We start from the raw sequence: 25,925 nt of genomic DNA on the forward strand, positions 1-25,925 counted from the left end.
AAAAATTTCCTACTCCAATTTTCTATACTCGTTCTCCATCACTGTTTACTCTGTAGCCATCCACCGTCGTATTAACAGCTAAGACACCTGAAGAGTAAGAATAATACCACTTACCAGAAACTTGATACCAGCCTGTTTTCATTGCCCCTGAATTATCCAGATAATACCACGAGCCATTTTCCTTTAACCATCCTGTCTGCATTTCACCAGATGATTTCAAATAATACCAGCTGGAACCATCCTTCAACCATCCCGTTGATTTAGAACCATTTGATTTGAAATGATACCAACTACCATTTATCTTCTTCCAACCGACAGTCAATCCAGTATTTGAGCTATAATTAGAGCTATTCCCTGATTGGTTCTGATAATTTTGTGAAGAAGTCACTCCCTCTAGCTGGATATAACGACGACTTCCGTTATAAGCTGTATAACTCAACCACTTGTAGCCATCTTTTTCGAGAATTTGATCATAATGAACATTCTCCCCAGGATAATAGTAATCAATCACAGTTGCGCTAGCTAGTGGCTGATTTTTGATAGCAGACTTAGACTTGAAATAATGTGTTCCTCCTGTTGAAGAAATACCAGAATAACCTATAGGATTTTTATTCACAGCCTCCAATTGAACGTAACGATAGCTTCCGTTATAGGCCGTATAACTCAACCACTTGTAGCCGTCTTTTTCAAGTATCTGATTATAATGAACCTTCTCTCCAGGATAATAGTAATCAATCACAGTTGCACTAGCTAGGGGTTCAGTTTTGATAGCAGACTTGGTCTTAAAATAATGTATTCCTCCTGTTGAAGCTGAGGATTGACTATTCCCAACACTGCCAACATCCAAATCTTTAAAATGAATAAATCCTGTCATCGTATTTGCTTTTATACTTCGTTTATTATAGGCTTCTGTATAACCATAGTTATATTCCTCGATCTCAATCTGATCTCCCATTACATTTGACACCCAGGCAACATGCCCATAAGTTCCTGCAGTAGACCAAGCAATGGAGCCAATCGTCGGTGTATTATCTACACGATAGCCTTCACGACGAGCACGATGCCCCCATTCATTCGCATTTCCATAAGCCCTTGGAATCTCAAAACCATTGACACTACTCAAACGAAAGGCTGCAAAAGAAGTACACTGACGAGAGTACATGCGCCACTGATCAATTTCCTGACTCCCATTTTTATAGTAAGCAGGATAATCATCTCCACGCGCAATCGATCCATTTCCTCCAGAATAGGCATATACACTATTACCCGCTGCTAACATCAATCCTACTACTAAAAAAGGAACAAGCTTTTTAACTGACATCTTCAAGTAATAACTTGTCCCTCTTGCTATAAACGGTAAAATTTTCATTCTTCCTCCTTGAAAAATAATATAAATCGAAGATTGCCTTCACTTAAACTATTCGGAGAAAAAAGAAAAAGTGAGAAAATTTCTCACTTTAGTCCAGATAATGAATCAAATTCTTTTCTGTAAGGATATCTGAGTAGGTAAAGGATTCAACGTAAACATTAGCTTGTTTATCTCCTTCAACGTTCCCAAATTCCACAATAAATAGGGATGGATAAACTTCAATTAACTTACCCAATCTATTTTTTTGGCGCTTGCGCCCATTTTCCAAAGTCATTTCAATTACATGACCCTCATGTGCCTTGATTTCTTCTTTGATTTTTTTCATCTTAGCTACATCTGTAAATGCATCTGACATCTTATGCCTCCCTCTTTGAGATACTTGAAAATTTATTGTATTCTTTTTGGAAAATCAATTCCACTGTTCCACGAGCTCCACTACGGTTTTTCTCGATAATAACTTCCACCTTATTATTTGGGATACCGTCCTCTTCTTCACCACCACGTTCATAGTAGTCATCGCGATAGAGAAAAGCTACGATATCAGCGTCCTGCTCAATAGACCCAGATTCACGAATATCAGACAAGACCGGTCTCTTGTCCTGACGTTGTTCTACACCACGAGACAACTGACTCAGAGCGATTACTGGAACCTTCAATTCCTTGGCTAGTATTTTCAACTGGCGAGAAATTTCAGAAACTTCTTGTTGGCGGTTTTCTCGCCCAGTTCCCGTGATAAGCTGCAAGTAATCTATCAAAATCAAACCTAGATTGCCCGTTTCTTGAGCCAGTTTACGAGAGCGAGAACGAATCTCTGTAATTCGAATCCCTGGCGTATCATCGATATAGATACTTGCATTCGCTAGATTCCCTTGAGCAATGGTATATTTTTGCCATTCCTCATCGGTCAATTGCCCCGTACGGATAGAATGGGATTCCACCAAACCTTCTGCAGCCAACATACGATCCACTAGACTTTCCGCACCCATTTCCAGTGAAAAAATAGCAACCGTTTTGTCCAACTTAGTCCCAATGTTCTGAGCGATATTCAAGGCAAAGGCTGTCTTACCGACAGCTGGACGGGCTGCTAAGATAATCAACTCCTCTTCATGCAGACCAGTCGTCATATGATCCAAATCACGATAGCCTGTCGCAATACCTGTAATATCGGTCGTTTGTTGCGAGCGAGCTTCCAGATTTCCAAAGTTGACATTCAACACATCTCGAATGTTCTTAAATCCACTTCGATTAGCATTTTCGCTGACATCAATTAGGCCTTTTTCTGCCTGAGCAATGATTTCATCAGCTGGTTGCGAAGCCTCGTAAGCTTGATTGACAGACTCTGTCAACTTGGCAATTAAACGACGTAGCATTGCTTTTTCTGCAACGATTTTAGCATAATACTCCGCATTAGCAGAAGTTGGCACAGAATTGACAATCTCAACTAGGTAAGACAGGCCACCAATATTCTGCAAATCACCTTGATTATCAAGGATAGTACGAACCGTTGTTGCATCTATAGCATCACCACGATCGGATAAATCAACCATAGCTTGGAAAATCAAACGATGGGCATACTTAAAAAAGTCCCGAGACTCAATGTATTCTCGCACAAAAACAAGCTTACTCTCATCAATAAAGATAGCCCCTAAAACGGATTGCTCAGCTAAGATATCTTGAGGTTGTACTCGTAACTCTTCTACTTCTGCCATCAGACTTCCCTTCCTTTTACAATCTTGTCAAGAAGGTGTAAACTTATCCTTCTTTCACACGAAGATTGATTACACTTGTGATATCTTGATAGATTTTCACTGGTACATCAATCAAACCAACTGCTCGAATCGGAGCTTGTACTTGAATATGACGTTTATCAATCTTAATTCCAAATTGCTTTTGCAATTCTTCTGCAATCTTCTTATTGGTAATAGAGCCAAAGGTACGACCATCTGGACCAACTTTTTCAACAAATTCTACAACAGTTTCTTCTGCTTCAAGTTGGGCTTTAATTGCTTTTGCTTCTGCAATCATCTCAGCGTGAGCTTTTTCTTCAGATTTTTGTTTACCACGAAGTTCACCTACAGCTTGAGCAGTCGCTTCTTTTGCTAGGTTCTTTTTGATAAGAAAGTTTTGCGCATACCCTGTTGGTACTTCCTTAATTTCGCCTTTTTTACCTTTTCCTTTAACATCTGCTAAAAAGATTACTTTCATTCTTCTTTCTCCTTTTCCTTTATTTCATTTAATACAATTTCTGTCAGTTTTTCACCTGCTTCCGACAAGGTTAAATCCTTAATTTGAGCTGCAGCTAAATTAAAGTGGCCTCCACCGCCTAACTCTTCCATAATCCGTTGCACATTCAGTTTACTACGACTTCGAGCTGAGATGGAGATAAATCCTTGTGTATTCTTCGCAAGAACAAAACTCGCTTCAATACCTGACATAGCTAACATGGCATCTGCTGCCTTACTAATAACAACTGTATCGTAGCATTTCGTGTCCTTAGCCTCTGCTATCAGTACATCTGAACCTAATTTACGCCCCTGTAAAATCAGTTCATTGACCTCACGATATTCTTCAAAATCTGTCGCAGCGATTTCTTGGATAGCAATACTATCACTTCCTCTCGTTCTGAGATAGCTAGCAACATCAAATGTCCGACTAGTCACTCGTGAGGTGAAATTTTTAGTATCCAGCATCATACCAGCCATCAAAACACTGGCCTGCATACGACTCAGACGATTTTTCTTAGAATTTTGGAACTGAATCAATTCCGTTACCAACTCACTGGCACTGCTTGCACCACTTTCGATATAAGTGATAACCGCATTGTCTGGGAAATCCTGATCCCTTCTATGGTGGTCAATAACGATGGTCTGTGTAAACAAATCATAAAATTCTTTTGATAATGTTAAGGCTGTCTTTGAATGGTCTACAAGAATCAACAAAGAACGATTGGTCACCATCCCCATTGCATCCTTAACAGACAACAACTTCGTAACTCCTTCTTTTTCTAAGAATGAAACAGCACGTTCAATATCTGGAGACATTTGTTCTTCATCATAAAGAGCATAGCTATTTTCAATCACATTGCTGGCGAACAACTGCATACCTACAGCAGAGCCCAAGGCATCCATATCTAAATTTCTATGCCCAACTACAAACACTTGATCCACACTACGAATCTTATCAGATATGGCTGTCATCATTGATCGAGTACGGGTACGAGTGCGCTTGATGGACGCAGCCGACCCACCGCCAAAGTAGACTGGATTTTTCGTTTCATCATTCTCCTTGACAACCACCTGGTCGCCACCACGTACTTCAGCCAAGTTCAAGTTGAGCAAAGCAACTTTCCCTATCTCATCATGATTTCCATCGCCATAAGAAAATCCCATACTTAAGGTCAAGGGCAACTGTCTCTGTTTCGACTCTTCTCTGAAAGCATCAATAACAGAAAATTTATCATTCATCAAGCCCTCAAGCACCGTGTAGTCAGTAAATAGATAAAATCGATCCATACTTACCCGACGAGAAAACATCATGTATTTTTCTGAAAACTCTGATATAAAATTAGCTACAAAACTATTGATTTGACTAATATCTGACTCAGAAGTTGCATCCTCCAAATCATCATAATTATCCACAGATACAATTCCAATCACTGGTCGACTTGTTACTAATTCATCTGTTATGGCTTGCTCCCTGGATACATCTACAAAATACAAAACACCGGAAGAAGCATCCATATGAACAGCATAACGCTTCTCACCCAGCTTAGCATAAGTAGACGGATTTCCTACTGAAGCCTTGATAATCGTTTGAACAGCTTCCAAATCAAAATCACCATCTTCCTTGGTCAAAATCAATTCAGCATAGGGATTAAACCACTCAACCTCTCCAGAAGATAAATTCAATTTCATAACACCTACAGGCATCTGTTCCAATAGAGCTGTCAAACTTTCTTCCGCTTGGTGGTTTACATACTGTATCTGTTCTACATCACTCCTTGTATAATGCACTCTCAGTTTCTTAAATAAAAAAACATAGCCTCCTACAAAAAGAAACAAAATTAAAAGCGTCAGCAGATTATTATTAACAAAAATAATGAAAGTGGATAAGACTCCAAACGCAATCAATCCTACTAGAATAGGAAAAATTGGACTTACATAAAATTTTTTCATTCCAAACCTCTTGGCACCCATTATACCATAATAACCCTCAAAAAGCGACTTTTTAAAAGTGTAATCAGTAATTCTATCAATTATAAGAAAAAAGAGGTTTACAATTCAGTAAACCTACCTTTACACATATTGAAATTAAGATTCTTTAACCTCTAACAAACCAATTTCGCCATCCTCACGACGATAAATCACATTGGTTGTCTGATCTTCAACATCCACATAGATAAAGAAATCATGTCCCAACAAATCCATTTGTAGAATAGCTTCTTCCAAATCCATTGGTTTTAAATCAATTTGTTTTGAACGAACAACTTTAGACTGGACAACATTTGAATCTTCCACCAAAGCATCTGTAAATAATTGACTAGTTGCTACCTTATTTTTATTTTTACGCTCGATTTTTGTTTTGTTTTTACGAATCTGACGTTCAATTTTATCAGTTACAAGGTCAATTGAACCATACATATCTTGAGACACATCTTCTGCACGAAGAGTAATAGAGCCAAGCGGAATCGTTACTTCCACTTTAGCAGTTTTTTCACGATACACCTTCAAGTTAACCCGAGCATCCAACTCTTGTTCAGCTTGAAAATACTTTTCGATCTTTTCGAGTTTAGAAACTACATAATCACGAATTGCTTCTGTTACTTCTAGGTTTTCACCACGGATACTATATTTAATCATATGAGTACCTTCTTTCTAAACATTTTTGTTTTTATGATTTTATTATAACGCTTTCATTCTATTTTTGCAAATTTTTTCCTCATCTTACAAGGGAAAATGTTTTTACATCCTCAGCACCAGCTTCTTCCAGCAGTTTCTTCACACGATTTATAGTTGTTCCTGTAGTATAAATATCATCTATAATTAGGATTTTCTTAGGAATGCGGACTCCACTTTTAATAAAGAAAGGAAGTTCTGTCGCCAAGCGCTCTGAACGATTTTTAGAAGAACTGGCTCTCTCTTCTCTTTTCTCTAATAAATCCAGATACTCAAAGCCTGCTGCCTCTACCAAGCTCTCAACCTGATTAAATCCTCTGTTAGCATATCTATCAGGACTTAGGGGAATGACAACAAATTGATACTCTTTGTACTTTTTTAACTCCGCACTTAAAAATGAAGCGAAAACTTTTCTTAACAGGAAATCCCCATCAAACTTATACCGACTGAAAAAATCCTTCATAGCTTGATTGTAAGTAAAAATCGCTCTATGACTGACTTCAACTCCTTCTTTACACCAAAGTTGACAATCTTGACACTTTGTTGACAATCCTATTTTCATACAATTTGGACAGTTCTCTTCCCCAATTCTTTCAAAAGTAGAATCACAGTCTGAACAAAGACAAGAATCATCATTCCTCAGAAGTAAGAGACTACTAAAAGTTAAAACAGTCTTCATAATCTGCCCACATAACAAGCACTTCATAGACCAGCCTCCTTGTTCATCTGCTTAATTTCCTTAATCGCCTTCTTGATTGAATCATTTAATCCATCATGGAAGAAAAGCAAATCTCCTGTCGGTCTATCCATGCTTCGTCCAACTCGTCCACCAATCTGAATCAAACTAGACTTGGTAAACAGACGATGATTAGCCTCTACTACGAAAACGTCCACACAAGGGAAGGTAACCCCACGCTCCAAGATTGTCGTACTGATAAGTATTGTCAGTTCTCCATCTCGAAAAGCTTGTACCTGCTCTAATCGATCTTCTGTGATAGAAGAGACAAATCCAATTTTCTCATTTGGAAATTGCTCCTGTAAGATTTCTTTTAACTGCTCCCCTTTCTTAATTTCTGAAGCAAAAATGAGTAACGGATAAGCTGTCTTTCTCTGTTTCTCAATATAAGTCTTTAACTTTGGTGACAAACGATTCCTATCTAAGTAGCGATTAAAATCCGATAACCAAATTGATTTTGGAATAATCAACGGATTTCCATGAAATCGTCTCGGTAAGCTCAGTCTTTTTAGTTCTCCTAAACGGACCTTTTTATCTAACTCATCGGTCGAAGTCGCTGTTAAAAAGATTCTCAATCCATTCTCCTTTACACTATTCTTGACAGCGTGGTAAAGCGTGGGATTGTCAACATAAGGAAAAGCATCTACTTCATCCACTATCAGCAAATCAAAAGCTTGATAAAACTTCAATAACTGATGGGTCGTCGCAACAACTAGTGGTGTTCGAAAATACGGCTCTGATTCTCCGTGTAGTAAAGATATCTCGCAAGCAAAATCATCTTGCAGGCGCTTGTACAGCTCCAAACAAACATCTATGCGAGGACTGGCCAAACACACTGCACCACCCGCATTGATTACTTTAGCCACAACTTGATAAATCATTTCTGTCTTTCCTGCTCCTGTTACCGCATGAACTAAAGTTGGCTCTTGCTTCTCTACTGCTTGAATCAGTCCCTCTGACACCTTCTCTTGAAAAGGAGTTAATTGACCACGCCATTTAAGAACATCTTGCTTCGGAAAATCCTCCTGTGGAAAATAGTATAAAGCTTGATCACTCCTGACTCGCTTCATCAGTAAACACTCCCTACAATAGTAAGCACCGATGGGCAAATACCATTCATCTAAAATAGCACTATTACAACGTTGACAGAAAAGTTTCCCTTTCTCCTTTCTCATTGCTGGAAGTTTCTCCGCCAACTGACGTTCTTCTTCTGTTAATTCATTCTCCGTAAACAAATGACCGAGATAATTTGGATTTACTTTCATACTTCTTTATTCGTAAAAACTAGCACTTTAGATGATTTTTTAGTACAATTAAATCATGGAATTTAGAACAATTAAAGAGGACGGTCAAGTCCAAGAAGAAATCAAAAAATCCCGCTTTATCTGTCATGCCAAGCGTGTTTATAGCGAAGAAGAGGCTCGTGACTTCATTACTGCTATCAAAAAAGAACACTACAAAGCGACACATAACTGCTCTGCCTTCATTATTGGAGAACGTAGTGAAATTAAACGTACAAGTGATGATGGTGAGCCCAGTGGTACTGCTGGCGTTCCCATGCTTGGGGTACTAGAAAATCACAATCTCACCAATGTCTGTGTGGTCGTGACACGCTACTTTGGTGGTATTAAACTAGGCGCTGGAGGACTCATTCGTGCTTACGCCGGCAGTGTCGCCTTAGCTATCAAAGAAATTGGTATTATTGAAATAAAAGAACAGGCTGGCATTGCTATTCAAATGTCTTACGCTCAATACCAAGAGTATAGTAACTTTCTTAAAGAACATGATCTCATGGAGCTAGATACAAACTTTACAGATCAAGTCGATACGATGATTTATGTTGATAAAGAAGAAAAAGAAACTATTAAAGCTTCACTTGTGGAATTTTTTAATGGAAAAGTCACTTTAACTGACCAAGGTTTACGCGAAGTTGAAGTTCCTGTAAACTTAGTGTAAACAATAGATAATACAGTGTTTCACTGATATTTCCACCGCTACTTTAATTAGCAACATAAAAAGGCGCTTGCCAAGGCTTACTAGAAAATGAAGTGATTCAAAAAGAAAACGGATAGCGTTCTCCTTTACACCTATTTACTAGAATTAGCCTATCACAATCGCTTAAAAATTAATGGCTTAGACCTGTGATATAAAAAAATCCTATCACTTCGATAGGATTTCTATATTTTACAAATGGTATAGATAGCGTTATACTAGATATATCTTATACAAAGAGGTATTCATATGTCTATTTATAACAACATTACTGAACTAATCGGTCAAACTCCGATTGTTAAACTAAACAACATTGTGCCAGAAGGTGCTGCAGATGTCTATGTAAAACTTGAAGCATTTAACCCTGGTTCTTCTGTAAAAGACCGTATTGCTCTTAGCATGATTGAAAAAGCTGAACAAGACGGTATTCTGAAACCTGGTTCTACTATTGTTGAAGCAACAAGTGGAAACACTGGTATTGGACTTTCATGGGTAGGGGCTGCTAAAGGGTATAAAGTTGTTATCGTTATGCCTGAAACTATGAGTGTAGAACGCCGTAAGATTATCCAAGCCTATGGTGCTGAACTCGTCCTTACGCCTGGTAGCGAAGGAATGAAAGGTGCTATTGCTAAGGCTCAAGAAATCGCTGCTGAACGTGATGGCTTCCTTCCTCTTCAATTTGACAATCCAGCTAATCCAGAAGTACACGAAAGAACAACAGGAGCTGAAATACTAGCTGCTTTCGGTAAAGATGGACTAGATGCCTTTGTTGCTGGAGTGGGTACTGGTGGAACAATTTCTGGTGTTTCTCATGCACTCAAATCAGCAAATTCAAACATTCAAGTTTATGCAGTGGAAGCTGATGAATCTGCTATTCTATCTGGTGAAAAACCTGGTCCTCACAAAATTCAAGGTATCTCAGCTGGATTTATTCCTGATACACTTGATACTAAAGCCTATGATGGTATCGTTCGTGTAACATCAGATGATGCTCTTGCACTCGGACGTGAAATTGGTGGAAAAGAAGGCTTCCTTGTAGGGATTTCTTCAGCTGCAGCTATCTACGGAGCCATCGAGATTGCCAAAAAATTAGGTACAGGTAAAAAAGTCCTTGCTCTAGCACCAGATAACGGTGAACGTTATCTCTCTACAGCACTCTATGAATTTGAAGTTTAATCTCCTAAATACAATTGGCCCTTATTATAGGGCTTTTTATTTTTACCTTGAAAATAGGAAGCTCTCCCTATAGGGATCGACTGCATAGAAAAAAGGAAGCAAATTTACTTCCTTTCTATAATTAGTTATTCAAGGCTGCTGCCATTGTAGCTGCAACTTCAGCTTCAAAGTCGTTTGCAGCTTTTTCGATACCTTCACCAACTTCAAAGCGAGCGAACTCAACTACTGAAGCGTTAACTGATTCAAGATATGCTTCAACTGTCTTGCTATCATCCATGATGTAAACTTGTGCAAGAAGTGTGTAAGCTTGGTCAACTTTAGTGTTGTCAAGCATGAAGCGGTCCATTTTACCTGGGATAATTTTATCCCAGATTTTTTCTGGTTTGCCTTCTGCAGCCAACTCAGCTTTGATGTCAGCTTCAGCTTGAGCAATCACTTCATCAGTCAATTGAGATTTTGATCCATACTTCAAGTGTGGAAGAGCTGGTTTGTTAACCATTGCACGGCTTTCGTTGTCTTGGTCGATAACGTGGTTCAATTGTGCCAACTCATCTTTAACAAATTGCTCATCCAATTCTTTGTATGAAAGAACTGTTGGTTTCATAGCAGCGATATGCATTGAAATTTGTTTAGCAAGTGCTTCGTCTCCACCTTCGATTACAGAGATAACACCGATACGTCCACCGTTGTGTTGGTATGCTCCGAAGTGTTGTGCATCTGTTTTTTCAATCAAAGCAAAGCGACGGAATGAGATTTTTTCTCCGATAGTCGCTGTTGCAGATACGTATGCAGCTTCAAGAGTTTCACCTGAAGGCATAGTCAAAGCAAGTGCTTCCTCATTATTAGCTGGTTTTCCTTCAACGATTGCTTTAGCTGTTGCGTTTACCAACTCAACAAATTGAGCGTTTTTCGCAACGAAGTCAGTTTCAGCATTTACTTCAACAACTGCTGCAATGTTACCATCAACATAAACACCAGTCAAACCTTCTGCAGCAACACGGTCAGCTTTCTTAGCTGCTTTTGCCATACCTTTTTCGCGAAGCAATTCAATCGCTTTTTCGATATCGCCTTCCACTTCAACCAATGCTTTTTTAGCGTCCATAACACCGGCACCAGATTTTTCACGCAACTCTTTTACAAGTTTAGCTGTAATTTCTGCCATTTTGATTCTCCTATATTTTTTAAAAATAGGAGAGCCGGGCTAAGCCCCGCCCTCCTAGGTAATTACTATTTATTATGAATTAAGCGTTGTCGCCTTCTACAACTTCAACGATTTCTTCAATTGAATCTGCTTGAGTTTCTGAAGCTGCAAATTCTACTTCAACTGCTACTGCATCCTCACCTTGACGTCCTTCGATGATAGCGTCAGCCAATTTAGCTGTGATCAATTTAACAGCTCGGATAGCATCATCGTTAGCTGGGATGATTACATCGATATCATCTGGATCAGTGTTTGTGTCAACCATCGCTACAACTGGGATTCCCAATTTTTTAGCTTCTTTAACAGCGATTTGCTCTTTATGTGGGTCAACTACGTACATCACATCTGGGATACGAGGCATATCTTCGATACCACCCAAGAATTTTTCAAGACGTGCACGTTGTTTGTTAAGAAGTGCAACTTCTTTCTTAGGAAGAACTTCGAAAGTTCCATCTTCTTCCATACGTTTGATTTCTTTCAAACGAGCGATACGTTTTTGGATTGTTCCCCAGTTTGTAAGAGTTCCACCCAACCAACGGTGGTTGATGAAGTATTGACCTGAACGTACTGCTTCTTCAGCAACTGCATCAGCTGCTTGTTTCTTAGTACCAACGAACAATACAACTGCATCGTTAGCTGCTGCATCACGCATGAAGTCGTATGCTTGGTCAGCGTATTTTACAGTTTGTTGCAAGTCGATAACGTGGATTCCGTTACGCTCTGTAAAGATGTACTTAGCCATCTTAGGGTTCCAGCGACGAGTTTGGTGACCAAAGTGTACACCAGCCTCAAGAAGTTGTTTCATTGAAATTACTGCCATGAGTATTTCTCCTTTTTGTTTTTTTCCTCTTCTTGACTTCAACTCGCAAAACGACCTAAAGGCAACTGTTTCACAATTCATCAAGAATGAGTATTATCGTTCACACGACAATTTTTATTCTACCATACTTTTTCGATATTTTCAAGCTATTTTGATGGGATTTTTAATTGTTATTGTCTCTGGTAAAACCTAAAAAAGAGGGCTCTATTCGAGTCCCTCTCTCTAATTAGTCTGCATAAATATATGTCACAAAACCTTCAGAAGTCGTTGTTGGATTGAACCATCCACGGTGATTTCCAATTGTACGATTACCTGCATAATTTGATTCTGATACTTGGATACGTGTTGTTGATTCAACAGCTGTAACAACCGCTACGTGACCATATCCACCATCATTCCAACATGCAATTGCTCCAACTTGAGGGGTTGAACCTGTACGGAAACCTGCTGCTGCTGCACTTGTAGCCCACTGTGCTCCATTACCCCAGTAGTCTCCAGCCCAAGGTGCCAATGTTTTTACTCCCCATGTACATTCACCAATTGGATAAGTTGAGGCATTTGTGTTATATGTTGGACGTACTTTAGCCTGAACAGGTGCTACTGCAGATTCAGATACTGCTTGTACCTGTGCTGTTAGGTTTGTATTACCTGAAGCAAGTACTGATTGTTGTTGGCTAGCCTGTTTTTCTTTATAAGCTGCTTCTGCTGCCGCAGCTGCACGAGCCTCTGCCTCAGCTGCTGCTTTTTGTTCTAATAGACTTGCTTTTTCCCCTTCAGCTGTCGCTTTCTCAGCAGCAAGACTCAATTCAGCAGCTTTTAGTTCTGCCTGTTTCGTAGTCAATGCTTGAGCATCATCAGCTAATTTTTGTTGATTAGCAATTACAGTATTGATTGCATCATTATTTGCTACTTGTTTTTCAGAAATAGCTTTTTTATCTGCCTTTTGTTGTTCTAACATTTTGTTGTTGGCAGATACGATTTCACTCATTGCAGCAACACGTGAAATAGCTTCTGTAATTGATTTTGAGTTTACAATGGTATTGATATAGCTAGTTGCAGCTCCATTTGTTTGAGCACTACGAGCTTGTTTTTCCAAAGATTGGTTACGAGAAACAATGTTTTTAGAAAGTTCTGTAATCTCACCCTCGAGTTTCTTAGATTCTGCTTGTAATCTATCATTTTCAGATTGCAAGTTAGATTGCTCTGCTTGAATAGCAGATACTTGCTCCTGAATTTGATCAACCTGTTTTTGGGCTTCTTCTTGTTGTGCTGTTAAGTTACTAATTTTATTATCTTGAGCAGCAATTTTGTCATCAGTCGTTTCTGCATGAGCAGTCGTCAATACTGCTGCCTGGGAAACCATTACTGTACTTAATAAAAGCGAGGCTAAGATTTTTTTCTTCATGGTTAATAAATACTCCTTCTGTTTGAGACAATACTAGTATACCAAAAAAAACTCCAATAAATATTACGCCTTTGTTACATTTATATGTCGTTCTTATAGATAATATTTTTCAAAAATAAATTGAAAAACAGTAATCCATAAAAAATTTAAAATCATCGTCGGTACCAAGCTATAGACTATAAAAATTGACATGCTATCTACTGTCAACCCTACCATAAAAGCCAAAAGATAACTACCCATTTCAAACAGGAAGGTCAGGACAATCATGGCTAGCATTCTTGTCCAACGATTCAACAAAATAACACTATTCAATTTATGAAGAAGGGCTCCCAATAAGATAAATAAGAGAGTTGCAATCCCTATTAGATGGAAAAAGTAAACATCGTAAACCAAGCCTATCACAAAACAATAGACTAGGTAGAGATACTCTGATACTTCTATCGTCTCAAATAATAGAAATAGAAACAGAAAATGACTAGCCAAATGTACATGGGGGAAAAATGAGCCCAGAAGCTGGCTAATATGGGCGTCAATTAGAACAAAGAAAGGGAGCAATAAAAACACTCCAACCCGCTTCAACTGTCTCATTATGAATTCCCCACTAATTCTATCACATCCACATTATGAGTATCTGCACTCAATTTAACAGTTACTTCTCGTGTCAAATAGTCTGTACTATGCGTTGTGGCAACCACTTCACCAACAGGAATATCAGCAACGTTAAAGTTTCCTAATCCACCCGTTGTCACCTTATCGCCTGTACTAATATCGCTATTACTATTTAATTGACTAATTTTGAGAACATCATTTTCCTTGTCGTAGCCAACAATAATTCCATAAATTGTAGTAGTGCCGTGTTGAATTTTAACAGAAATCTTATCAGCATTTTCTGTATTTGTCAGAAGGTTGACCATAGTAGAGTTCTCCTCTACTTTTGAAACACTCCCAATCAAGCCACCATTTGCAATAGCTAACATATTCTCAGAAGCCCCTTTTGATTTCCCTGCATCTAAGGTCAACTCCTGCTTCCAAGATACCGGAGAACGCATAATAACATCTGCTGCTAAAGTCTTTGTGGCTTGCAATTTAGACTTCATATCAAGCAATTGACGCAATTGTTCATTTTCTGTCTTTAAACTTTCCGCCTCATTTGATTTAACTTCTAATTGGTAAATCTGTTTCTTCAAACTTTCATTTTCATTATATGTTCGTGTCAAATGAGCCAAATCTGATTTGACAGAATCAAACCACTGAAAAGGTTTTTGTACAACCCTATCAACCAATGAGATTCCATCTCCTAATTTTGTCACAATTGTACTTGAATAAGTCGTCGCTAAGAGAGCTGATACAAGCAGAACAGTGACAAAAACAATAATGACATATTTTGATTTTTTAAAACGGTTCATATCCCTACCTTTATATCAAGAACTGTTACAGTAACTTTTTTATCAATTCCTGAAAGCTACTAAGATTTTAAGAAAAATAAGCAACAACCAAGTCCGATAATGACAAGAATAGTCAGCGTATCCTTTCGAGTCCATTTCAGTTGTCGATATTGACTTCTGCCTTTTCCCCCCTGATAACCACGCGCTTCCATAGCAATAGCCAAGGAATCCGCACGTTTTAAACTTGTCGCAAAAAGAGGAATCAAAATGGGAATCATCGCCTTTACTTTTTGAACAATGCTTCCTTCACCAAAATCCACTCCACGCGCTTTCTGTGCATTCATAATCCTCGTCGTATCATCCATCAAGGTTGGGACAAAACGTAAACTCATGGACAGCATCAATCCAATTTCATGAACTGGAACTTTCACACGCTTTAAAGGCGCTAACAAAGCTTCGACAGCTGATGCCAAACTTAAAGGCATGGTTGTTAAGGTTAACAAAGTTGAAAAGAAAATAATCAATACAAAGCGACAAAAAATAATCCCAGCTTGTTGCAAAGCATAATCCGTGATTCTCACAAACGAAAATTCAAATAAAACATTCCCATTAGAAATGAAAAATAGTTGAAAAATAGTTGTGAAGGCAATCAAGAAAAACATAGACTTCAAGCCCTGAATAAAAAATGAAAGAGATACTCCTGACAAGGCAATAAATATCCCTGTCGCTATAAAAAGAATTAGATTCGTCAAGGGATTATTAGCCCAAAAAACGATTAAAATCAGTAACATCATAGCAAGCAATTTGCTACGTGGATCCAATCGGTGAACAATCGAATCCCCTGGGATATAACGCCCCAAAATCATACTATCCATTTAGCGACTCCTTGAACTCCTCTATCTTAATCGGTAATCGTTTAAATGACACACCTCTATCAGCCAATCGTTTACAAAAGGCCGTAATTTTAGGTACTCCCAACTGCACTTCTTCCATAAAGACAACATCTTGAAAGACATCACTTGGTTTGCCACCCTTTACTAAACGTCCCTTTTCCATCACATAGACTTGATTCGCATATTCAGCAACATCATCCATCAAATGCGTTACCAAGACGATGGTCATCCCTGACTGGTGGAGTTTTTTGAACAAGTTCATCAACTCTTTTCTCCCCAAAGGATCTAGGCCTGCTGTAGGTTCATCTAAGACTAATATAGATGGCTCCATGGCAAGTATGCCTGCAATGGCGACACGTCTCATTTGTCCACCTGACAACTCAAACGGACTACGATTTAAAAGTGATTCATCAATTCCAACCAGAGCCAGTTTCTCACGCGCAATCTTCTCCGCATCTTCTTCAGAAACTCCAAAATTTTGCGGTCCAAAAGCAACGTCTTTCAAAACCGTTTCTTCAAAAATCTGATTTTCAGCAAACTGAAATACCAAGCCAACCTGTTTTCTAATTTGACGAATATCTTTATTTTTAGAAGTCGAGGTGATTAAGGTATCAAAAACTCGCACACTCCCTTGACTTGGCACCAATAAACCATTTAATAATTGTAAAATAGTTGATTTACCACTACCTGTATGCCCAATTAAAGCTGTATAAGAACCATCTTGAATCGTCAAAGAAACATCCGACAAAGCTGCTGAAGCTAAGGGAGTCCCTTCTTGATATGTAAAACTCACATTTTCTAGAGCAATTCCCATAGCTTATCCTCTAGCTCACTTTCTGTCAAATAATTTTCAGGTAAATCATAGCCATTCTGGCTCAAAGAATGTTTTAATTGATTAGCAAAAGGATCGTCTAATCCAATTTGATCCAAATCATTTCGAGAGAAAAGTTCTCTTGGACTGCTGGTTGATTCAATTTCCCCTTTTTTCATGACCAATACACGATCACTCATGGCAACTTCTTCCAAATCATGGGTAATGGAAATGACCGTCATATCATAGTCTTTCCGAATTCCTTTTACTGTCTCAATCAGTTCTCTACGCCCCTCAGGATCCAACATACTCGTTGCCTCATCTAGGATTAAAATAGCTGGTCTTAGGGCTACAACACCTGCAATAGCCACACGTTGCTTTTGACCACCTGATAGACGTGCTGGCTCTCTCTTTTTAAACTCCAACATGCCAACCAAATCCAGAGCTTCCTCCACTCTCTTTTTCATTTCTTGACGAGAAAGTCCCTGATTTTCCAAACCAAAGGCAACATCATCCTCAACAGTCGCTCCAACAAATTGATTATCTGGATTTTGAAAAACCATACCGATTTGACGACGTATATTCCAAACATTTTCCTCAGTCAAACGTTGGCCATCAATTACAATCTCTCCAGATTCTGCTTCCAGTAAGCCATCAATTAAGCGAACCGTCGTTGATTTACCACTACCATTATGCCCTACAATCGAAAGCCATTCCCCACGTTTCACGTGAAACGTAATATCCTTCACATCATAGTATTCCTGACTTTCCTTATAACGAAAAGAAAGATTTTTTACATCAATTATTGATTTCATTTCGAACCAAATGTCCCTTTAAATACATAGGCACTACCCTTGAAATAATCATAACCAGAGTAGATAGTGAAAAATAAGGCTACATAAAGTAGAACTTGACCAAGCAAAGTCCAATGTAATAGCAAGAAAATAATGGCAAACATCTGACTGAAAGTTTTAATTTTTCCAGGCATTGCTGCTGCTAAAACTGTCCCACCAGTTTCAATCAGTAAAAGCCTTAAACCTGTCACAGCCAACTCACGACAGATGATCACTGCAACAATCCAAGCCGGAGCCATACCTAACTCAATCAACATAATAAAAGCCGACATAACTAGTAACTTATCCGCCATAGGATCTGCAAATTTACCAAAATTACTGACTACATTCCATTTACGAGCTAAATATCCGTCTAAATAATCTGTAATACTGGCAATAGCAAAGATAATAGCTGCCACTATATGACTTTCTATCGAATTTCCTATCGTTAAAATAAAGATAAAAATAGGTATAAAGAGAATTCGACCTATTGTTAAGAGATTGGGAATTTGTTCTTTTTTCATTCGTTTTTCCTTAATTTTTAGTAAAGGTTACAGTAATTTGTCCAGTCTGCGCTGTTAATTTCGATAAATCAACAGTCTGATTATCTACTGTCAAAGCAACACCTTTTACAACACCTAAGGTAATGGTTACAGGACTTTTAGTTGCAACTATTGTTTCCGCACTTTTATTCTCTGGCGATAAGGTTACACCGCCCTCAAGTTCGCTTTCTGAAACGCTGACCCAACTTGTAACATCTGAAACCGCCAATTGCAATTTAACTGTTTCCTTACTTGTCTTATAAGCGATTTCTACATGATTTCCTTCGCCTGATACACTTATAGCTGATTCTACACTAGAAGAACTGCTAGATGAACTACTACTTGAGGAGTGGGGAACAGAGCTAGTTGAACTTATTGAACTTGTTGATTGAACCACACTGTAATTAGAAAGAGAAGGCCCCTCTGGTTGAGTTTGAATATAGTTCCAAACATAATAGGTCACAAAAATTAAAATCGATAAAGCAAAAAGGATAAAATAAAATAAAGGTAAAAAGGATGTTTTTTTCTTCTTTTTCTTACTTGAACGTCTACGACCTGTCAACTCATCTTCATCAACATCTACTTCCTCATAAGTAATCATACTCCCAGAATCATAAGCGTCCAAGACAATTTGGTCATCTAACTCAACAGCCCATGCATATTTTCTCAAGAAAGAACGCGTGTAAAAAGGACTTGGAAGTTGATCGAAATCGTCTGCTTCCATTGCTTCCAACATATCTAACTGGATTTCTGTCTTTTTCTGCAATTCATCTAAACTCAATCCCTGATTGATTCTAGCTAATCGTAAAACCTCTCCAATTGTTTTTTTTCTCATACTTGTCATCCCTTCTTTCTAGTGTCTATTATGATAGGTTACTACGATGGGAATATTGTAAAATCAACTATGTCACCATCATCTATTAAATGATGTCCAGCATCAAGGACATCCTCTAAAGTAATTTCCTGTAAAATCTTTGGTAAATCAAAAATTGTCTCACCATGTTCAAAAGCATCATATTGCGTTGCAATAAATTCAAGAGAGTTCATGCTACTGAAAAATTCTCCAAACATCTCTCTTTTGATAATATCTAAATGATCCTCTGTAATATCTAAATCCTTTGTAAAATTACGAATGGCCTTCCTAAATTGATAAGATAAAGCAACTGGCTCTTTCGTATCCATTGTCAACATAACAAAATGAAAGCGACTTGTAACTTCAACTTCCAGAGATAAGGACGCATCAATTTTACCTGATTCATATAATTTTTGAAAACGATCAGAAGTCCAACCAAACATCATTGCAAACAATAATTTTAATAAAATATGATGTCGATAGCAATCGGCCTCAGCAACTTCTCGCTTACCTCTAACTCCAATCGCTAGTTTGGGAGAAGATACTTCCATTCTCATACTGTCTGTTTGCTTTACAGCCTGTAAAACAAATTTTTCTCTTACTACTTCCTGAACATCTAAATCTTCCAGTTCTTTTCTTTCAAAATAGTCCTGTACTTGCTCCACATCAAAATTACCAACTAAAAACAGAGACATATTTACAGGTTTGTAAAACCTTGTAAAATTTTCTTGCAAATTAGTTAGATTGATTTGGAAAATAGATTCCTCACTTCCAACTATATCCGTCGCTAAAGGTGTATCAGGATACAAATTCGCTAAAGTTGAAAAGAATAAACACGAATCTGGATCATCTTGGTACATTTCTCGTTCTTGCTGGATAATATCCTGCTCTCTCAAAATGGAAGCTTCAGTAAAGTGTGCTGATGTTACCAATTCATCAAGTAAATCTAAATTTTCTAAAAAATGATCCGTTGCTGAAAAAAGATAACTTGTTTTTGTAAAGCTTGTAAAGGCATTACTATCTGCACCTAGACTCGTAAAAGCAGACATCAAATCACTAGCATCTTCTCTCTCAAATAATTTATGTTCAAGAAAATGAGCAATTCCTGCAGGATATTCTTTTACATCTCCGTCAACTTCTGTGACAAGCGTATCTACCGAACCAAACTGAACAGTGACACTCCCGTAAACCTCTTTAAATTCCTTTTTAGGCAAAAGAGCAACTGTCAATCCGTTGGCCAAACGAGTTCGATAAACCATTTCTTTTACAGCTGGATAGTATTTTTCTTCAAAAACAACCTTTGTCATTCTATTCCTTCCATAAAGTAAATCGCTTGTAGTTTCACATTATTAGCTGCTCTACAAATAGCATCTTTGTCAACTTGCTCGAGTTTTGTAATCCAACTTTTAAAGTCTGCTGAAGATTTTCCAAGTAAGGCATTTTGATAAGCACGTTCAATCAATGAACCTTGATTATCTTGAGAAAGTAACAAAGACCGACGAATCATTTCCTTGGTCTGCTCTAGCTCAAGCTCTGTAAAATAACCTTTTTTTAAATCAAGCAGTTGATTATTCATCATTTTACGAGTCTGGTTTCGATTTTCTCGATCGATACCAGCATACATCCTCAAGAATCCACTAAACAAATCAAGCTGACTTGAAATAGTGTAAGCCAATCCAGCATTTTCACGGACATTTGTAAATAGTTTAGAGTGAGCAAATCCACCAAGTAAACCATTCATTACAATCATGGGTAAATGTTGCTCATCACCATATTCAGAAGGGCAATGATAACCTAATTCCAAAATGGATTGTCCCACATTTTTCCGAACCACACCTTCCTGAAGGATATTGGAATAAGGTTGACAATACTGGACCTTCACATCTCCTTCTCGACCTTTAAAGGCAAATGATTCTAATACATTTTGAATTTCAACCTCATTAAAATCACCTAGGAAAAAGAAATCGATTCGATCATTGGCCAAAAATTCTTGGAAACAAGAATAAGAACTTTGTGGAGTTTCAGCTAAAATACGATTTCGTAAATCACTATATTCCAATTGAAGACGTTCATCATGAAAAAACAATTTATCCAATTCTTTATGTGTAAAATAAAAAGAATCATCCATATCAGCTGCTAAACTTGCTAGCAATTGTTTTTTCTCAATTTCAAATAAGGCCGAATCAAACCTATTATCAAATACTACGGGTGAAAAAAGAGTTTCTTTTACAAGTTCCAAAACCTGAGAAGTTAGCACATTTTTCTTACTTAAAAACTCATCACGAACATAATTAAATGTCAATTCTACAACATGACTTTGCCCTCTTCTAAAACAATTGGTTGACATATCTGTACCATATAGACTGGCCAAGTGTCTCCTAAAATTTTGAGAAGTGGGGTACATCTGGTTGGCAGTTTCTAGCATACTCGCACTCAACATGCGACCTGCAATCGTATCGAGGGATAATGGAGCGGTAAAACGCACGGTGATTTTATTTGTTTTAAACTTTTTTGATTGGATAAAATGTGTTGAAATTCCATGCACTAACTCCATGATTTACCTCCTTATATACAGACTTCTATTATATCACGAAAACCTGAAATTTTCTTGTTCTCTGTAACGGTTTTGAAATAAAAATCGCTTACATTTCTCCCTATTTCTCTCACTATTTTTAGGAAAATATGGTATAATACCAAAGATTGAGGTGAATTATGGAATACAAACTATTTGAAGAATTTATTACCCTCCAAGCACTACTCAAAGAACTTGGAATTACACATAGCGGAGGAGCTATCAAATCATTTCTCTCTGAACATTCTGTTTACTTTAATGGGGAATTAGAGAGTCGTCGTGGTAAAAAACTTCGTATTGGTGATAAAGTTGACATCCCTGACATGAATATTGACATCTTGTTGACACAACCTACTTCTGAAGAGCAAGATAAATATCAAGCTGATAAAGTTGAAAAAGAACGAATCGCTAAACTTGTTAAGGAGATAAATAAAGGAGTAAAAAAAGACAAATCGAAACTTTCTTCATCACCCAAAAGCAAACATGCTCCACGCTTCCCTGGTCGATAATCATGTGGCTACAAAACCTATCTCTCAAGACTTTTCGTAATTACAAAGAGACGAAAATAGACTTTAATCCTAAATTAAATGTCTTTTTAGGACGCAATGCACAAGGAAAAACAAACATGTTAGAGGCTATCTATTTTTTAGCCTTAACGCGTAGTCATCGAACTCGAACAGATAAAAATCTCATTCATTTTGATGAGGAACAACTTCATCTTTCAGGTCTTGTTCAGAAAAAAACGGGATCTATTCCTCTCGAAATTGAACTAACACAAAAAGGGCGTGTGACAAAAGTTAATCACTTAAAACAGGCACGACTTTCAGATTATGTAGGACACATGAATGTTGTCTTATTTGCTCCTGAAGATTTACAACTAATTAAAGGAGCACCTTCGGTTCGACGAAAATTCATTGATATGGAACTTGGACAAATCAAGCCAATCTATTTATCTGACTTAACCAATTATAACCACATCCTAAAGCAAAGAAACACTTACCTAAAATCAGCTCAAAAAATAGATGAAACCTTCCTTTCAGTCTTAGATGATCAGCTAGTTGATTATGGATGTCGTGTAATGAATCACCGCTTAGATTTCATAAAAAAACTAGAATCATTTGGGCGTAAGAAACATTTTGAACTCTCTAATCAGATTGAAGAGTTGTCAATATCCTATCAATCTTCTGTCAAGCTAACTGACAAAGAAGACTTATCCGAATCTTTCAAAATTGCTTTAGAAAAAAGTAGATCCAGAGATTTATTTAAAAAGAATACTGGTGTCGGTCCTCATCGAGATGACATTTCTTTTTATATAAATAGGATGGATGCTAGTTTCGGGAGTCAAGGTCAACATCGTAGTCTCGTCCTCTCGATAAAATTAGCAGAAATCGAATTAATGGAAAACATTACTACAGAATCTCCAATATTACTGCTTGACGATGTTATGAGCGAACTTGACAATACTAGACAACTAAAATTATTAGAAACGATTTCTCATTCAATCCAAACCTTTATCACAACAACAAGCTTAGATCATCTTCAAAATCTGCCAGAAAATCTAAGCATCTTCACTATTCAGGATGGTAAAGTTTCTGTAAATGAAAATTGACAACATTGTAAAAGAACTCCTGTTTTTACTGGAGTTCTTTTCATTGTTTTTTTACATAGAATAATTTGGTGCCTCATTAGTAATTTGTACATCGTGAGGGTGGCTTTCTTTCAAACCAGCACCAGACATTTCAATAAATTGAGCATTATCATGTAGTTCTTTAAGGTTAGCTGCACCACAGTAACCCATACCAGAGCGAACGCCTCCAATCATTTGGAAGACAATATCAGCTGCCGCACCTTTATAAGCAACACGACCTTCAATTCCTTCTGGAACAAGTTTGTTTGCTTCATTGACAGAACCTTGGAAATAACGATCGCTTGAGCCTTTTTTCATAGCAGCAATTGATCCCATACCACGGTAAGTCTTGAACTTACGTCCTTGGAAGATTTCAGTTTCACCTGGAGCTTCATCAGTTCCAGCAAACATTGATCCAAGCATAACAGCATTTCCACCAGCCGCAAGTGCTTTTACAATATCTCCAGAATACTTGATTCCACCGTCAGCAATGATCGTTTTATCATATTCACGCGCAACAGCTGCAGCATCGTAGATAGCTGTTACTTGCGGAACACCAACACCAGCAATCACACGAGTAGTACAGATAGAACCTGGGCCAATACCAACCTTGACAACGTCTACACCCGCTTCATAAAGGGCACGCGCTCCCTCAGCAGTAGCAATATTTCCAGCAATCAAAGTACGATCTGGAAAGTGAGCACGAATCTCAGCAATTTTACGCAAGACACCTGCAGAATGACCATGCGCAGTATCAATAACAATCGCATCCGCTCCTGCCTCAAAAAGAGCCTCTGCACGTTCAAATGTATCTGAAGTAACACCTACTGCACCTGCAACTAGAAGACGACCAAACTCATCTTTAGCAGCATTTGGAAACTCAATAACTTTTTCAATATCTTTGATAGTAATCAAACCAGAAAGACGGCCTTCTTCATCGACCAAAGGAAGCTTTTCAATACGGTGTTCTTGAAGAATACTCTCAGCTATTGCAAGATCTGTACCCACAGGAGCAGTAACAAGATTTTCACTTGTCATATGGTTTGAGATTGGTTGGTTATAGTCTGAAATAAAACGAAGATCTCGGTTTGTCAAAATACCAACCAATTTACGATTTTCAAGTGTTTCAACAACTGGAACACCACTGATACGGTAACGACCCATAAGCTCATCTGCTTCAGCAATTGTATGTTCAGGCGTCAAGAAGAAGGGATCAATAATAACTCCATTTTCAGAACGTTTTACCTTGCGAACCTCGTCTGCTTGTTGAGCAATTGACATGTTTTTATGGATAACTCCGAGACCGCCTGCACGAGCAATAGCAATAGCCATTTGACTCTCTGTAACTGTGTCCATGGCAGCGGTAATAATTGGGATATTTAAAGTCAAATTATCTGCCAATTTAGTTGTTAAATCTGCATCGTTAGGCAACACATGACTTTCAGCTGGAATAAGCAATACATCATCAAAGGTAAAACCTTTTTTCAAAAATTTAGTGTCCCAATTAGACATTCGAAGTTTCCTCTTTTCTTTCTTTTTGAGCTTGACTCTTTTTATATTGTATCTATCATACCATTCTATAAAAATTTGTCAAATGTTACAGGGGTAAATAAAAAACTATCTTTTCTTTAAGATAGAAATGATAGTTTCTTATAAAATAAACTTAGTTAAAGTAATGAAGTCCCATTGCCCCTTTAACCTCAGATAGGGTTTGACCCGCAACTTCACGCGCTCTTTCACTACCTTTTTGAAGCATATTATAAACTTCTCCCATATCCTTAGCAAATTCGATACGGCGCTCACGAATAGGACCAAGTTCACGTTCTAATATTTCAAGTAGATAACGCTTGGTCTTCACATCACCAAGACCACCTCGTTGATAATGTTCTTTCATTTCAGCAATTTCTTGAGCATCTTCTGGGCGACCAAAAACATCTAGATAATGGAAAACCATATTTCCCTCAATCTTACCTGGATCTTCCACCCGAATATGATCTGGATCTGTATACATACTCATTACTTTTTTACGCAAAGTATCCGCATCATCAGCTAAATAAATACCATTATTGAGTGATTTAGACATTTTAGCATTTCCATCTAAACCAGGCAAACGCCCTGCTCTCTCATTTTCTGGATAAATACCTTCCGGCTCTACCAAGACATCACAATTATATGCATTATTAAAAGAACGAACAATTTCACGAGTTTGCTCAATCATTGGTTTCTGATCTGTCCCAACAGGAACATAATTGGCCTTGAAAGCTGTGATGTCAGCTGCTTGAGCTATTGGATAGACCAAGAATCCTGTCGGAATACTTTCTCCAAAGCCTTTCTGGGCAATCTCTGTCTTGACAGTTGGATTGCGCTCCAAACGTGCTAATGAAACTAGATTCATATAGTACATAGATAGTTCAGCTAATTCTGGAATTTGACTTTGAATAAAGATAGTTGATTTACTCGGATCCAATCCAACTGCAAGATAATCCAAAGCCACATTTCCGATAGACTCTACAATGGTTTGAGGATCTTTGGCATGATCTGTCAAGGCTTGTTGGTCAGCCAAGAACACAAACATATCGTACTTATCCTCTTCCTGTAATAATACTCGATTTTTGAGACTTCCAACATAATGTCCAATATGCAATTTTCCTGTTGGACGGTCTCCTGTTAAAATAATGGGTTTAGTCATTTTATTCTCCTTCGACATAGTCACTTTAATTATAGCATTTTTTTAATGAAATAACCGTAATTTATCAAAATAAATCAGTCTTGCTATTTACAGATTTATGTAAAGGATGCTGTAAATGTAATTTAC

At 37.8% G+C, this 25,925-nt stretch carries 26 protein-coding genes and 1 pseudogene; 5 read left to right on the forward strand and 22 right to left on the reverse strand.

Annotated features, from left to right (window positions below):
- Nucleotides 1-22 precede the first annotated feature (22 nt).
- The 8 genes from cbpD to ACLV7Q_RS10080 all read right to left on the reverse strand — a co-directional run bounded on the left by cbpD (nucleotide 23) and on the right by ACLV7Q_RS10080 (nucleotide 8,265).
- Nucleotides 23-1,369, reverse strand: a complete 1,347-nt coding sequence (cbpD, locus tag ACLV7Q_RS10045) for a choline binding-anchored murein hydrolase CbpD (RefSeq protein WP_218757917.1) — start codon at nucleotides 1,367-1,369, stop codon at nucleotides 23-25.
- A gap of 88 nt (nucleotides 1,370-1,457) precedes the next feature.
- Nucleotides 1,458-1,724 (reverse strand): Veg family protein, encoded by a 267-nt coding sequence (locus ACLV7Q_RS10050; protein WP_001278160.1) that lies wholly within the window; start codon nucleotides 1,722-1,724, stop codon nucleotides 1,458-1,460.
- Nucleotide 1,725: 1 nt separating this feature from the next.
- Complete coding sequence (dnaB, locus tag ACLV7Q_RS10055; protein ID WP_050142692.1) at nucleotides 1,726-3,078, reverse strand: replicative DNA helicase; 1,353 nt, start codon at nucleotides 3,076-3,078, stop codon at nucleotides 1,726-1,728.
- 43 nt (nucleotides 3,079-3,121) lie between these two features.
- Nucleotides 3,122-3,574, reverse strand: coding sequence for a 50S ribosomal protein L9 (gene rplI / locus ACLV7Q_RS10060; protein WP_000864214.1), 453 nt, complete (start codon nucleotides 3,572-3,574; stop codon nucleotides 3,122-3,124).
- Nucleotides 3,571-5,544 carry a DHH family phosphoesterase gene (locus ACLV7Q_RS10065; protein ID WP_175880402.1) on the reverse strand — a complete coding sequence of 658 codons (1,974 nt, stop codon included), beginning with the start codon at nucleotides 5,542-5,544 and terminating at the stop codon, nucleotides 3,571-3,573. Before ACLV7Q_RS10065 ends, rplI begins: the two co-directional genes overlap by 4 nt.
- Before the next feature lie 135 nt (nucleotides 5,545-5,679).
- Complete coding sequence (gene hpf, locus ACLV7Q_RS10070) at nucleotides 5,680-6,228, reverse strand: ribosome hibernation-promoting factor, HPF/YfiA family (RefSeq protein ID WP_050142688.1); 549 nt, start codon at nucleotides 6,226-6,228, stop codon at nucleotides 5,680-5,682.
- A gap of 79 nt (nucleotides 6,229-6,307) precedes the next feature.
- Nucleotides 6,308-6,970, reverse strand: coding sequence for a ComF family protein (locus ACLV7Q_RS10075; RefSeq protein WP_050224209.1), 663 nt, complete (start codon nucleotides 6,968-6,970; stop codon nucleotides 6,308-6,310).
- On the reverse strand, nucleotides 6,967-8,265 hold the full coding sequence (locus ACLV7Q_RS10080) for a DEAD/DEAH box helicase (RefSeq protein WP_218757916.1): 1,299 nt from the start codon (nucleotides 8,263-8,265) through the stop codon (nucleotides 6,967-6,969). The genes ACLV7Q_RS10075 and ACLV7Q_RS10080 overlap by 4 nt, the downstream gene beginning before the upstream one ends.
- A gap of 55 nt (nucleotides 8,266-8,320) precedes the next feature.
- Here ACLV7Q_RS10080 and ACLV7Q_RS10085 point away from each other — a divergent pair, with 55 nt between their 5' ends.
- From ACLV7Q_RS10085 to cysK, 3 genes and pseudogenes are all read left to right on the forward strand, one after another.
- Nucleotides 8,321-8,956 (forward strand): YigZ family protein, encoded by a 636-nt coding sequence (locus ACLV7Q_RS10085; protein ID WP_050242837.1) that lies wholly within the window; start codon nucleotides 8,321-8,323, stop codon nucleotides 8,954-8,956.
- Nucleotides 8,957-9,052: 96 nt separating this feature from the next.
- Nucleotides 9,053-9,145: pseudogene (locus tag ACLV7Q_RS10090) on the forward strand (PH domain-containing protein); the annotation flags it as partial.
- A gap of 96 nt (nucleotides 9,146-9,241) precedes the next feature.
- Nucleotides 9,242-10,168 (forward strand): cysteine synthase A, encoded by a 927-nt coding sequence (cysK, locus tag ACLV7Q_RS10095; RefSeq protein WP_000029881.1) that lies wholly within the window; start codon nucleotides 9,242-9,244, stop codon nucleotides 10,166-10,168.
- Nucleotides 10,169-10,289: 121 nt separating this feature from the next.
- Here cysK and tsf read toward each other — a convergent pair whose 3' ends face one another.
- The 12 genes from tsf to yfmF all read right to left on the reverse strand — a co-directional run bounded on the left by tsf (nucleotide 10,290) and on the right by yfmF (nucleotide 21,465).
- Nucleotides 10,290-11,330, reverse strand: coding sequence for a translation elongation factor Ts (gene tsf / locus ACLV7Q_RS10100; RefSeq protein ID WP_050391223.1), 1,041 nt, complete (start codon nucleotides 11,328-11,330; stop codon nucleotides 10,290-10,292).
- 79 nt (nucleotides 11,331-11,409) lie between these two features.
- A complete protein-coding gene (rpsB, locus tag ACLV7Q_RS10105) occupies nucleotides 11,410-12,189 on the reverse strand; it encodes a 30S ribosomal protein S2 (protein WP_218757915.1) in 780 nt (259 codons plus the stop codon).
- 226 nt (nucleotides 12,190-12,415) lie between these two features.
- The gene (gene pcsB / locus ACLV7Q_RS10110; RefSeq protein WP_173283104.1) at nucleotides 12,416-13,594 is read right to left on the reverse strand and encodes a peptidoglycan hydrolase PcsB; all 1,179 of its coding nucleotides are present in this window, start codon (nucleotides 13,592-13,594) and stop codon (nucleotides 12,416-12,418) included.
- Nucleotides 13,595-13,687: 93 nt separating this feature from the next.
- Nucleotides 13,688-14,182: a rod shape-determining protein MreD gene (gene mreD, locus ACLV7Q_RS10115; protein WP_218757914.1), complete on the reverse strand. Its 495-nt coding sequence runs from the start codon at nucleotides 14,180-14,182 to the stop codon at nucleotides 13,688-13,690.
- Nucleotides 14,182-15,000, reverse strand: a complete 819-nt coding sequence (gene mreC / locus ACLV7Q_RS10120; RefSeq protein ID WP_218757913.1) for a rod shape-determining protein MreC — start codon at nucleotides 14,998-15,000, stop codon at nucleotides 14,182-14,184. Before mreC ends, mreD begins: the two co-directional genes overlap by 1 nt.
- Nucleotides 15,001-15,059: 59 nt before the next feature.
- Nucleotides 15,060-15,854, reverse strand: a complete 795-nt coding sequence (locus tag ACLV7Q_RS10125) for an energy-coupling factor transporter transmembrane component T family protein (protein WP_218757912.1) — start codon at nucleotides 15,852-15,854, stop codon at nucleotides 15,060-15,062.
- Nucleotides 15,847-16,686: an energy-coupling factor transporter ATPase gene (locus ACLV7Q_RS10130; RefSeq protein ID WP_218757911.1), complete on the reverse strand. Its 840-nt coding sequence runs from the start codon at nucleotides 16,684-16,686 to the stop codon at nucleotides 15,847-15,849. The genes ACLV7Q_RS10125 and ACLV7Q_RS10130 overlap by 8 nt, the downstream gene beginning before the upstream one ends.
- Nucleotides 16,671-17,498 (reverse strand): energy-coupling factor ABC transporter ATP-binding protein, encoded by an 828-nt coding sequence (locus tag ACLV7Q_RS10135; protein WP_218757910.1) that lies wholly within the window; start codon nucleotides 17,496-17,498, stop codon nucleotides 16,671-16,673. The genes ACLV7Q_RS10130 and ACLV7Q_RS10135 overlap by 16 nt, the downstream gene beginning before the upstream one ends.
- Nucleotides 17,495-18,040, reverse strand: coding sequence for a CDP-diacylglycerol--glycerol-3-phosphate 3-phosphatidyltransferase (gene pgsA / locus ACLV7Q_RS10140; protein ID WP_218757909.1), 546 nt, complete (start codon nucleotides 18,038-18,040; stop codon nucleotides 17,495-17,497). The genes ACLV7Q_RS10135 and pgsA overlap by 4 nt, the downstream gene beginning before the upstream one ends.
- Before the next feature lie 10 nt (nucleotides 18,041-18,050).
- Nucleotides 18,051-18,893: a cytoskeleton protein RodZ gene (rodZ, locus tag ACLV7Q_RS10145; RefSeq protein WP_218757908.1), complete on the reverse strand. Its 843-nt coding sequence runs from the start codon at nucleotides 18,891-18,893 to the stop codon at nucleotides 18,051-18,053.
- Between the two features lie 41 nt (nucleotides 18,894-18,934).
- The gene (gene yfmH, locus ACLV7Q_RS10150; RefSeq protein ID WP_218757907.1) at nucleotides 18,935-20,218 is read right to left on the reverse strand and encodes an EF-P 5-aminopentanol modification-associated protein YfmH; all 1,284 of its coding nucleotides are present in this window, start codon (nucleotides 20,216-20,218) and stop codon (nucleotides 18,935-18,937) included.
- Nucleotides 20,215-21,465, reverse strand: a complete 1,251-nt coding sequence (yfmF, locus tag ACLV7Q_RS10155; protein ID WP_218757906.1) for an EF-P 5-aminopentanol modification-associated protein YfmF — start codon at nucleotides 21,463-21,465, stop codon at nucleotides 20,215-20,217. Before yfmF ends, yfmH begins: the two co-directional genes overlap by 4 nt.
- 158 nt (nucleotides 21,466-21,623) lie before the next feature.
- On the opposite strand from yfmF, the gene yaaA reads away from it, so the two are divergent.
- Together yaaA and recF are read left to right on the forward strand one after the other, a co-directional pair.
- Nucleotides 21,624-21,992 (forward strand): S4 domain-containing protein YaaA, encoded by a 369-nt coding sequence (gene yaaA / locus ACLV7Q_RS10160; protein ID WP_218757905.1) that lies wholly within the window; start codon nucleotides 21,624-21,626, stop codon nucleotides 21,990-21,992.
- A 2-nt stretch (nucleotides 21,993-21,994) separates the two neighbouring features.
- The gene (gene recF / locus ACLV7Q_RS10165) at nucleotides 21,995-23,092 is read left to right on the forward strand and encodes a DNA replication/repair protein RecF (protein ID WP_218757904.1); all 1,098 of its coding nucleotides are present in this window, start codon (nucleotides 21,995-21,997) and stop codon (nucleotides 23,090-23,092) included.
- Nucleotides 23,093-23,143: 51 nt separating this feature from the next.
- On the opposite strand, the gene guaB is transcribed toward recF, so the two are convergent.
- Together guaB and trpS are read right to left on the reverse strand one after the other, a co-directional pair.
- Nucleotides 23,144-24,622: an IMP dehydrogenase gene (gene guaB, locus ACLV7Q_RS10170; RefSeq protein ID WP_218757903.1), complete on the reverse strand. Its 1,479-nt coding sequence runs from the start codon at nucleotides 24,620-24,622 to the stop codon at nucleotides 23,144-23,146.
- 151 nt (nucleotides 24,623-24,773) lie between these two features.
- Nucleotides 24,774-25,799 (reverse strand): tryptophan--tRNA ligase, encoded by a 1,026-nt coding sequence (trpS, locus tag ACLV7Q_RS10175; RefSeq protein WP_000165458.1) that lies wholly within the window; start codon nucleotides 25,797-25,799, stop codon nucleotides 24,774-24,776.
- Nucleotides 25,800-25,925: the final 126 nt, after the last annotated feature.

Origin of the sequence: Streptococcus mitis, assembly GCF_965111725.1 — a bacterium.
Classification (GTDB): domain Bacteria; phylum Bacillota; class Bacilli; order Lactobacillales; family Streptococcaceae; genus Streptococcus; species Streptococcus mitis_DV.

Bases quoted from the DNA above. Each gene is read 5' to 3' on its own strand.
- trpS (WP_000165458.1), bottom strand. From the start codon at position 25,799: ATGACTAAACCCATTATTTTAACAGGAGACCGTCCAACAGGAAAATTG.
- tsf (WP_050391223.1), bottom strand. From the start codon at position 11,330: ATGGCAGAAATTACAGCTAAACTTGTAAAAGAGTTGCGTGAAAAATCT.
- mreC (WP_218757913.1), bottom strand. From the start codon at position 15,000: ATGAACCGTTTTAAAAAATCAAAATATGTCATTATTGTTTTTGTCACT.
- ACLV7Q_RS10065 (WP_175880402.1), bottom strand. From the start codon at position 5,544: ATGAAAAAATTTTATGTAAGTCCAATTTTTCCTATTCTAGTAGGATTG.
- ACLV7Q_RS10050 (WP_001278160.1), bottom strand. From the start codon at position 1,724: ATGTCAGATGCATTTACAGATGTAGCTAAGATGAAAAAAATCAAAGAA.
- rplI (WP_000864214.1), bottom strand. From the start codon at position 3,574: ATGAAAGTAATCTTTTTAGCAGATGTTAAAGGAAAAGGTAAAAAAGGC.
- ACLV7Q_RS10080 (WP_218757916.1), bottom strand. From the start codon at position 8,265: ATGAAAGTAAATCCAAATTATCTCGGTCATTTGTTTACGGAGAATGAA.
- ACLV7Q_RS10075 (WP_050224209.1), bottom strand. From the start codon at position 6,970: ATGAAGTGCTTGTTATGTGGGCAGATTATGAAGACTGTTTTAACTTTT.
- rpsB (WP_218757915.1), bottom strand. From the start codon at position 12,189: ATGGCAGTAATTTCAATGAAACAACTTCTTGAGGCTGGTGTACACTTT.
- pgsA (WP_218757909.1), bottom strand. From the start codon at position 18,040: ATGAAAAAAGAACAAATTCCCAATCTCTTAACAATAGGTCGAATTCTC.
- recF (WP_218757904.1), top strand. From the start codon at position 21,995: ATGTGGCTACAAAACCTATCTCTCAAGACTTTTCGTAATTACAAAGAG.
- rodZ (WP_218757908.1), bottom strand. From the start codon at position 18,893: ATGAGAAAAAAAACAATTGGAGAGGTTTTACGATTAGCTAGAATCAAT.
- cysK (WP_000029881.1), top strand. From the start codon at position 9,242: ATGTCTATTTATAACAACATTACTGAACTAATCGGTCAAACTCCGATT.
- dnaB (WP_050142692.1), bottom strand. From the start codon at position 3,078: ATGGCAGAAGTAGAAGAGTTACGAGTACAACCTCAAGATATCTTAGCT.
- cbpD (WP_218757917.1), bottom strand. From the start codon at position 1,369: ATGAAAATTTTACCGTTTATAGCAAGAGGGACAAGTTATTACTTGAAG.
- guaB (WP_218757903.1), bottom strand. From the start codon at position 24,622: ATGTCTAATTGGGACACTAAATTTTTGAAAAAAGGTTTTACCTTTGAT.
- yfmH (WP_218757907.1), bottom strand. From the start codon at position 20,218: ATGACAAAGGTTGTTTTTGAAGAAAAATACTATCCAGCTGTAAAAGAA.
- mreD (WP_218757914.1), bottom strand. From the start codon at position 14,182: ATGAGACAGTTGAAGCGGGTTGGAGTGTTTTTATTGCTCCCTTTCTTT.
- pcsB (WP_173283104.1), bottom strand. From the start codon at position 13,594: ATGAAGAAAAAAATCTTAGCCTCGCTTTTATTAAGTACAGTAATGGTT.
- ACLV7Q_RS10125 (WP_218757912.1), bottom strand. From the start codon at position 15,854: ATGGATAGTATGATTTTGGGGCGTTATATCCCAGGGGATTCGATTGTT.
- yaaA (WP_218757905.1), top strand. From the start codon at position 21,624: ATGGAATACAAACTATTTGAAGAATTTATTACCCTCCAAGCACTACTC.
- yfmF (WP_218757906.1), bottom strand. From the start codon at position 21,465: ATGGAGTTAGTGCATGGAATTTCAACACATTTTATCCAATCAAAAAAG.
- ACLV7Q_RS10130 (WP_218757911.1), bottom strand. From the start codon at position 16,686: ATGGGAATTGCTCTAGAAAATGTGAGTTTTACATATCAAGAAGGGACT.
- ACLV7Q_RS10135 (WP_218757910.1), bottom strand. From the start codon at position 17,498: ATGAAATCAATAATTGATGTAAAAAATCTTTCTTTTCGTTATAAGGAA.
- ACLV7Q_RS10085 (WP_050242837.1), top strand. From the start codon at position 8,321: ATGGAATTTAGAACAATTAAAGAGGACGGTCAAGTCCAAGAAGAAATC.
- hpf (WP_050142688.1), bottom strand. From the start codon at position 6,228: ATGATTAAATATAGTATCCGTGGTGAAAACCTAGAAGTAACAGAAGCA.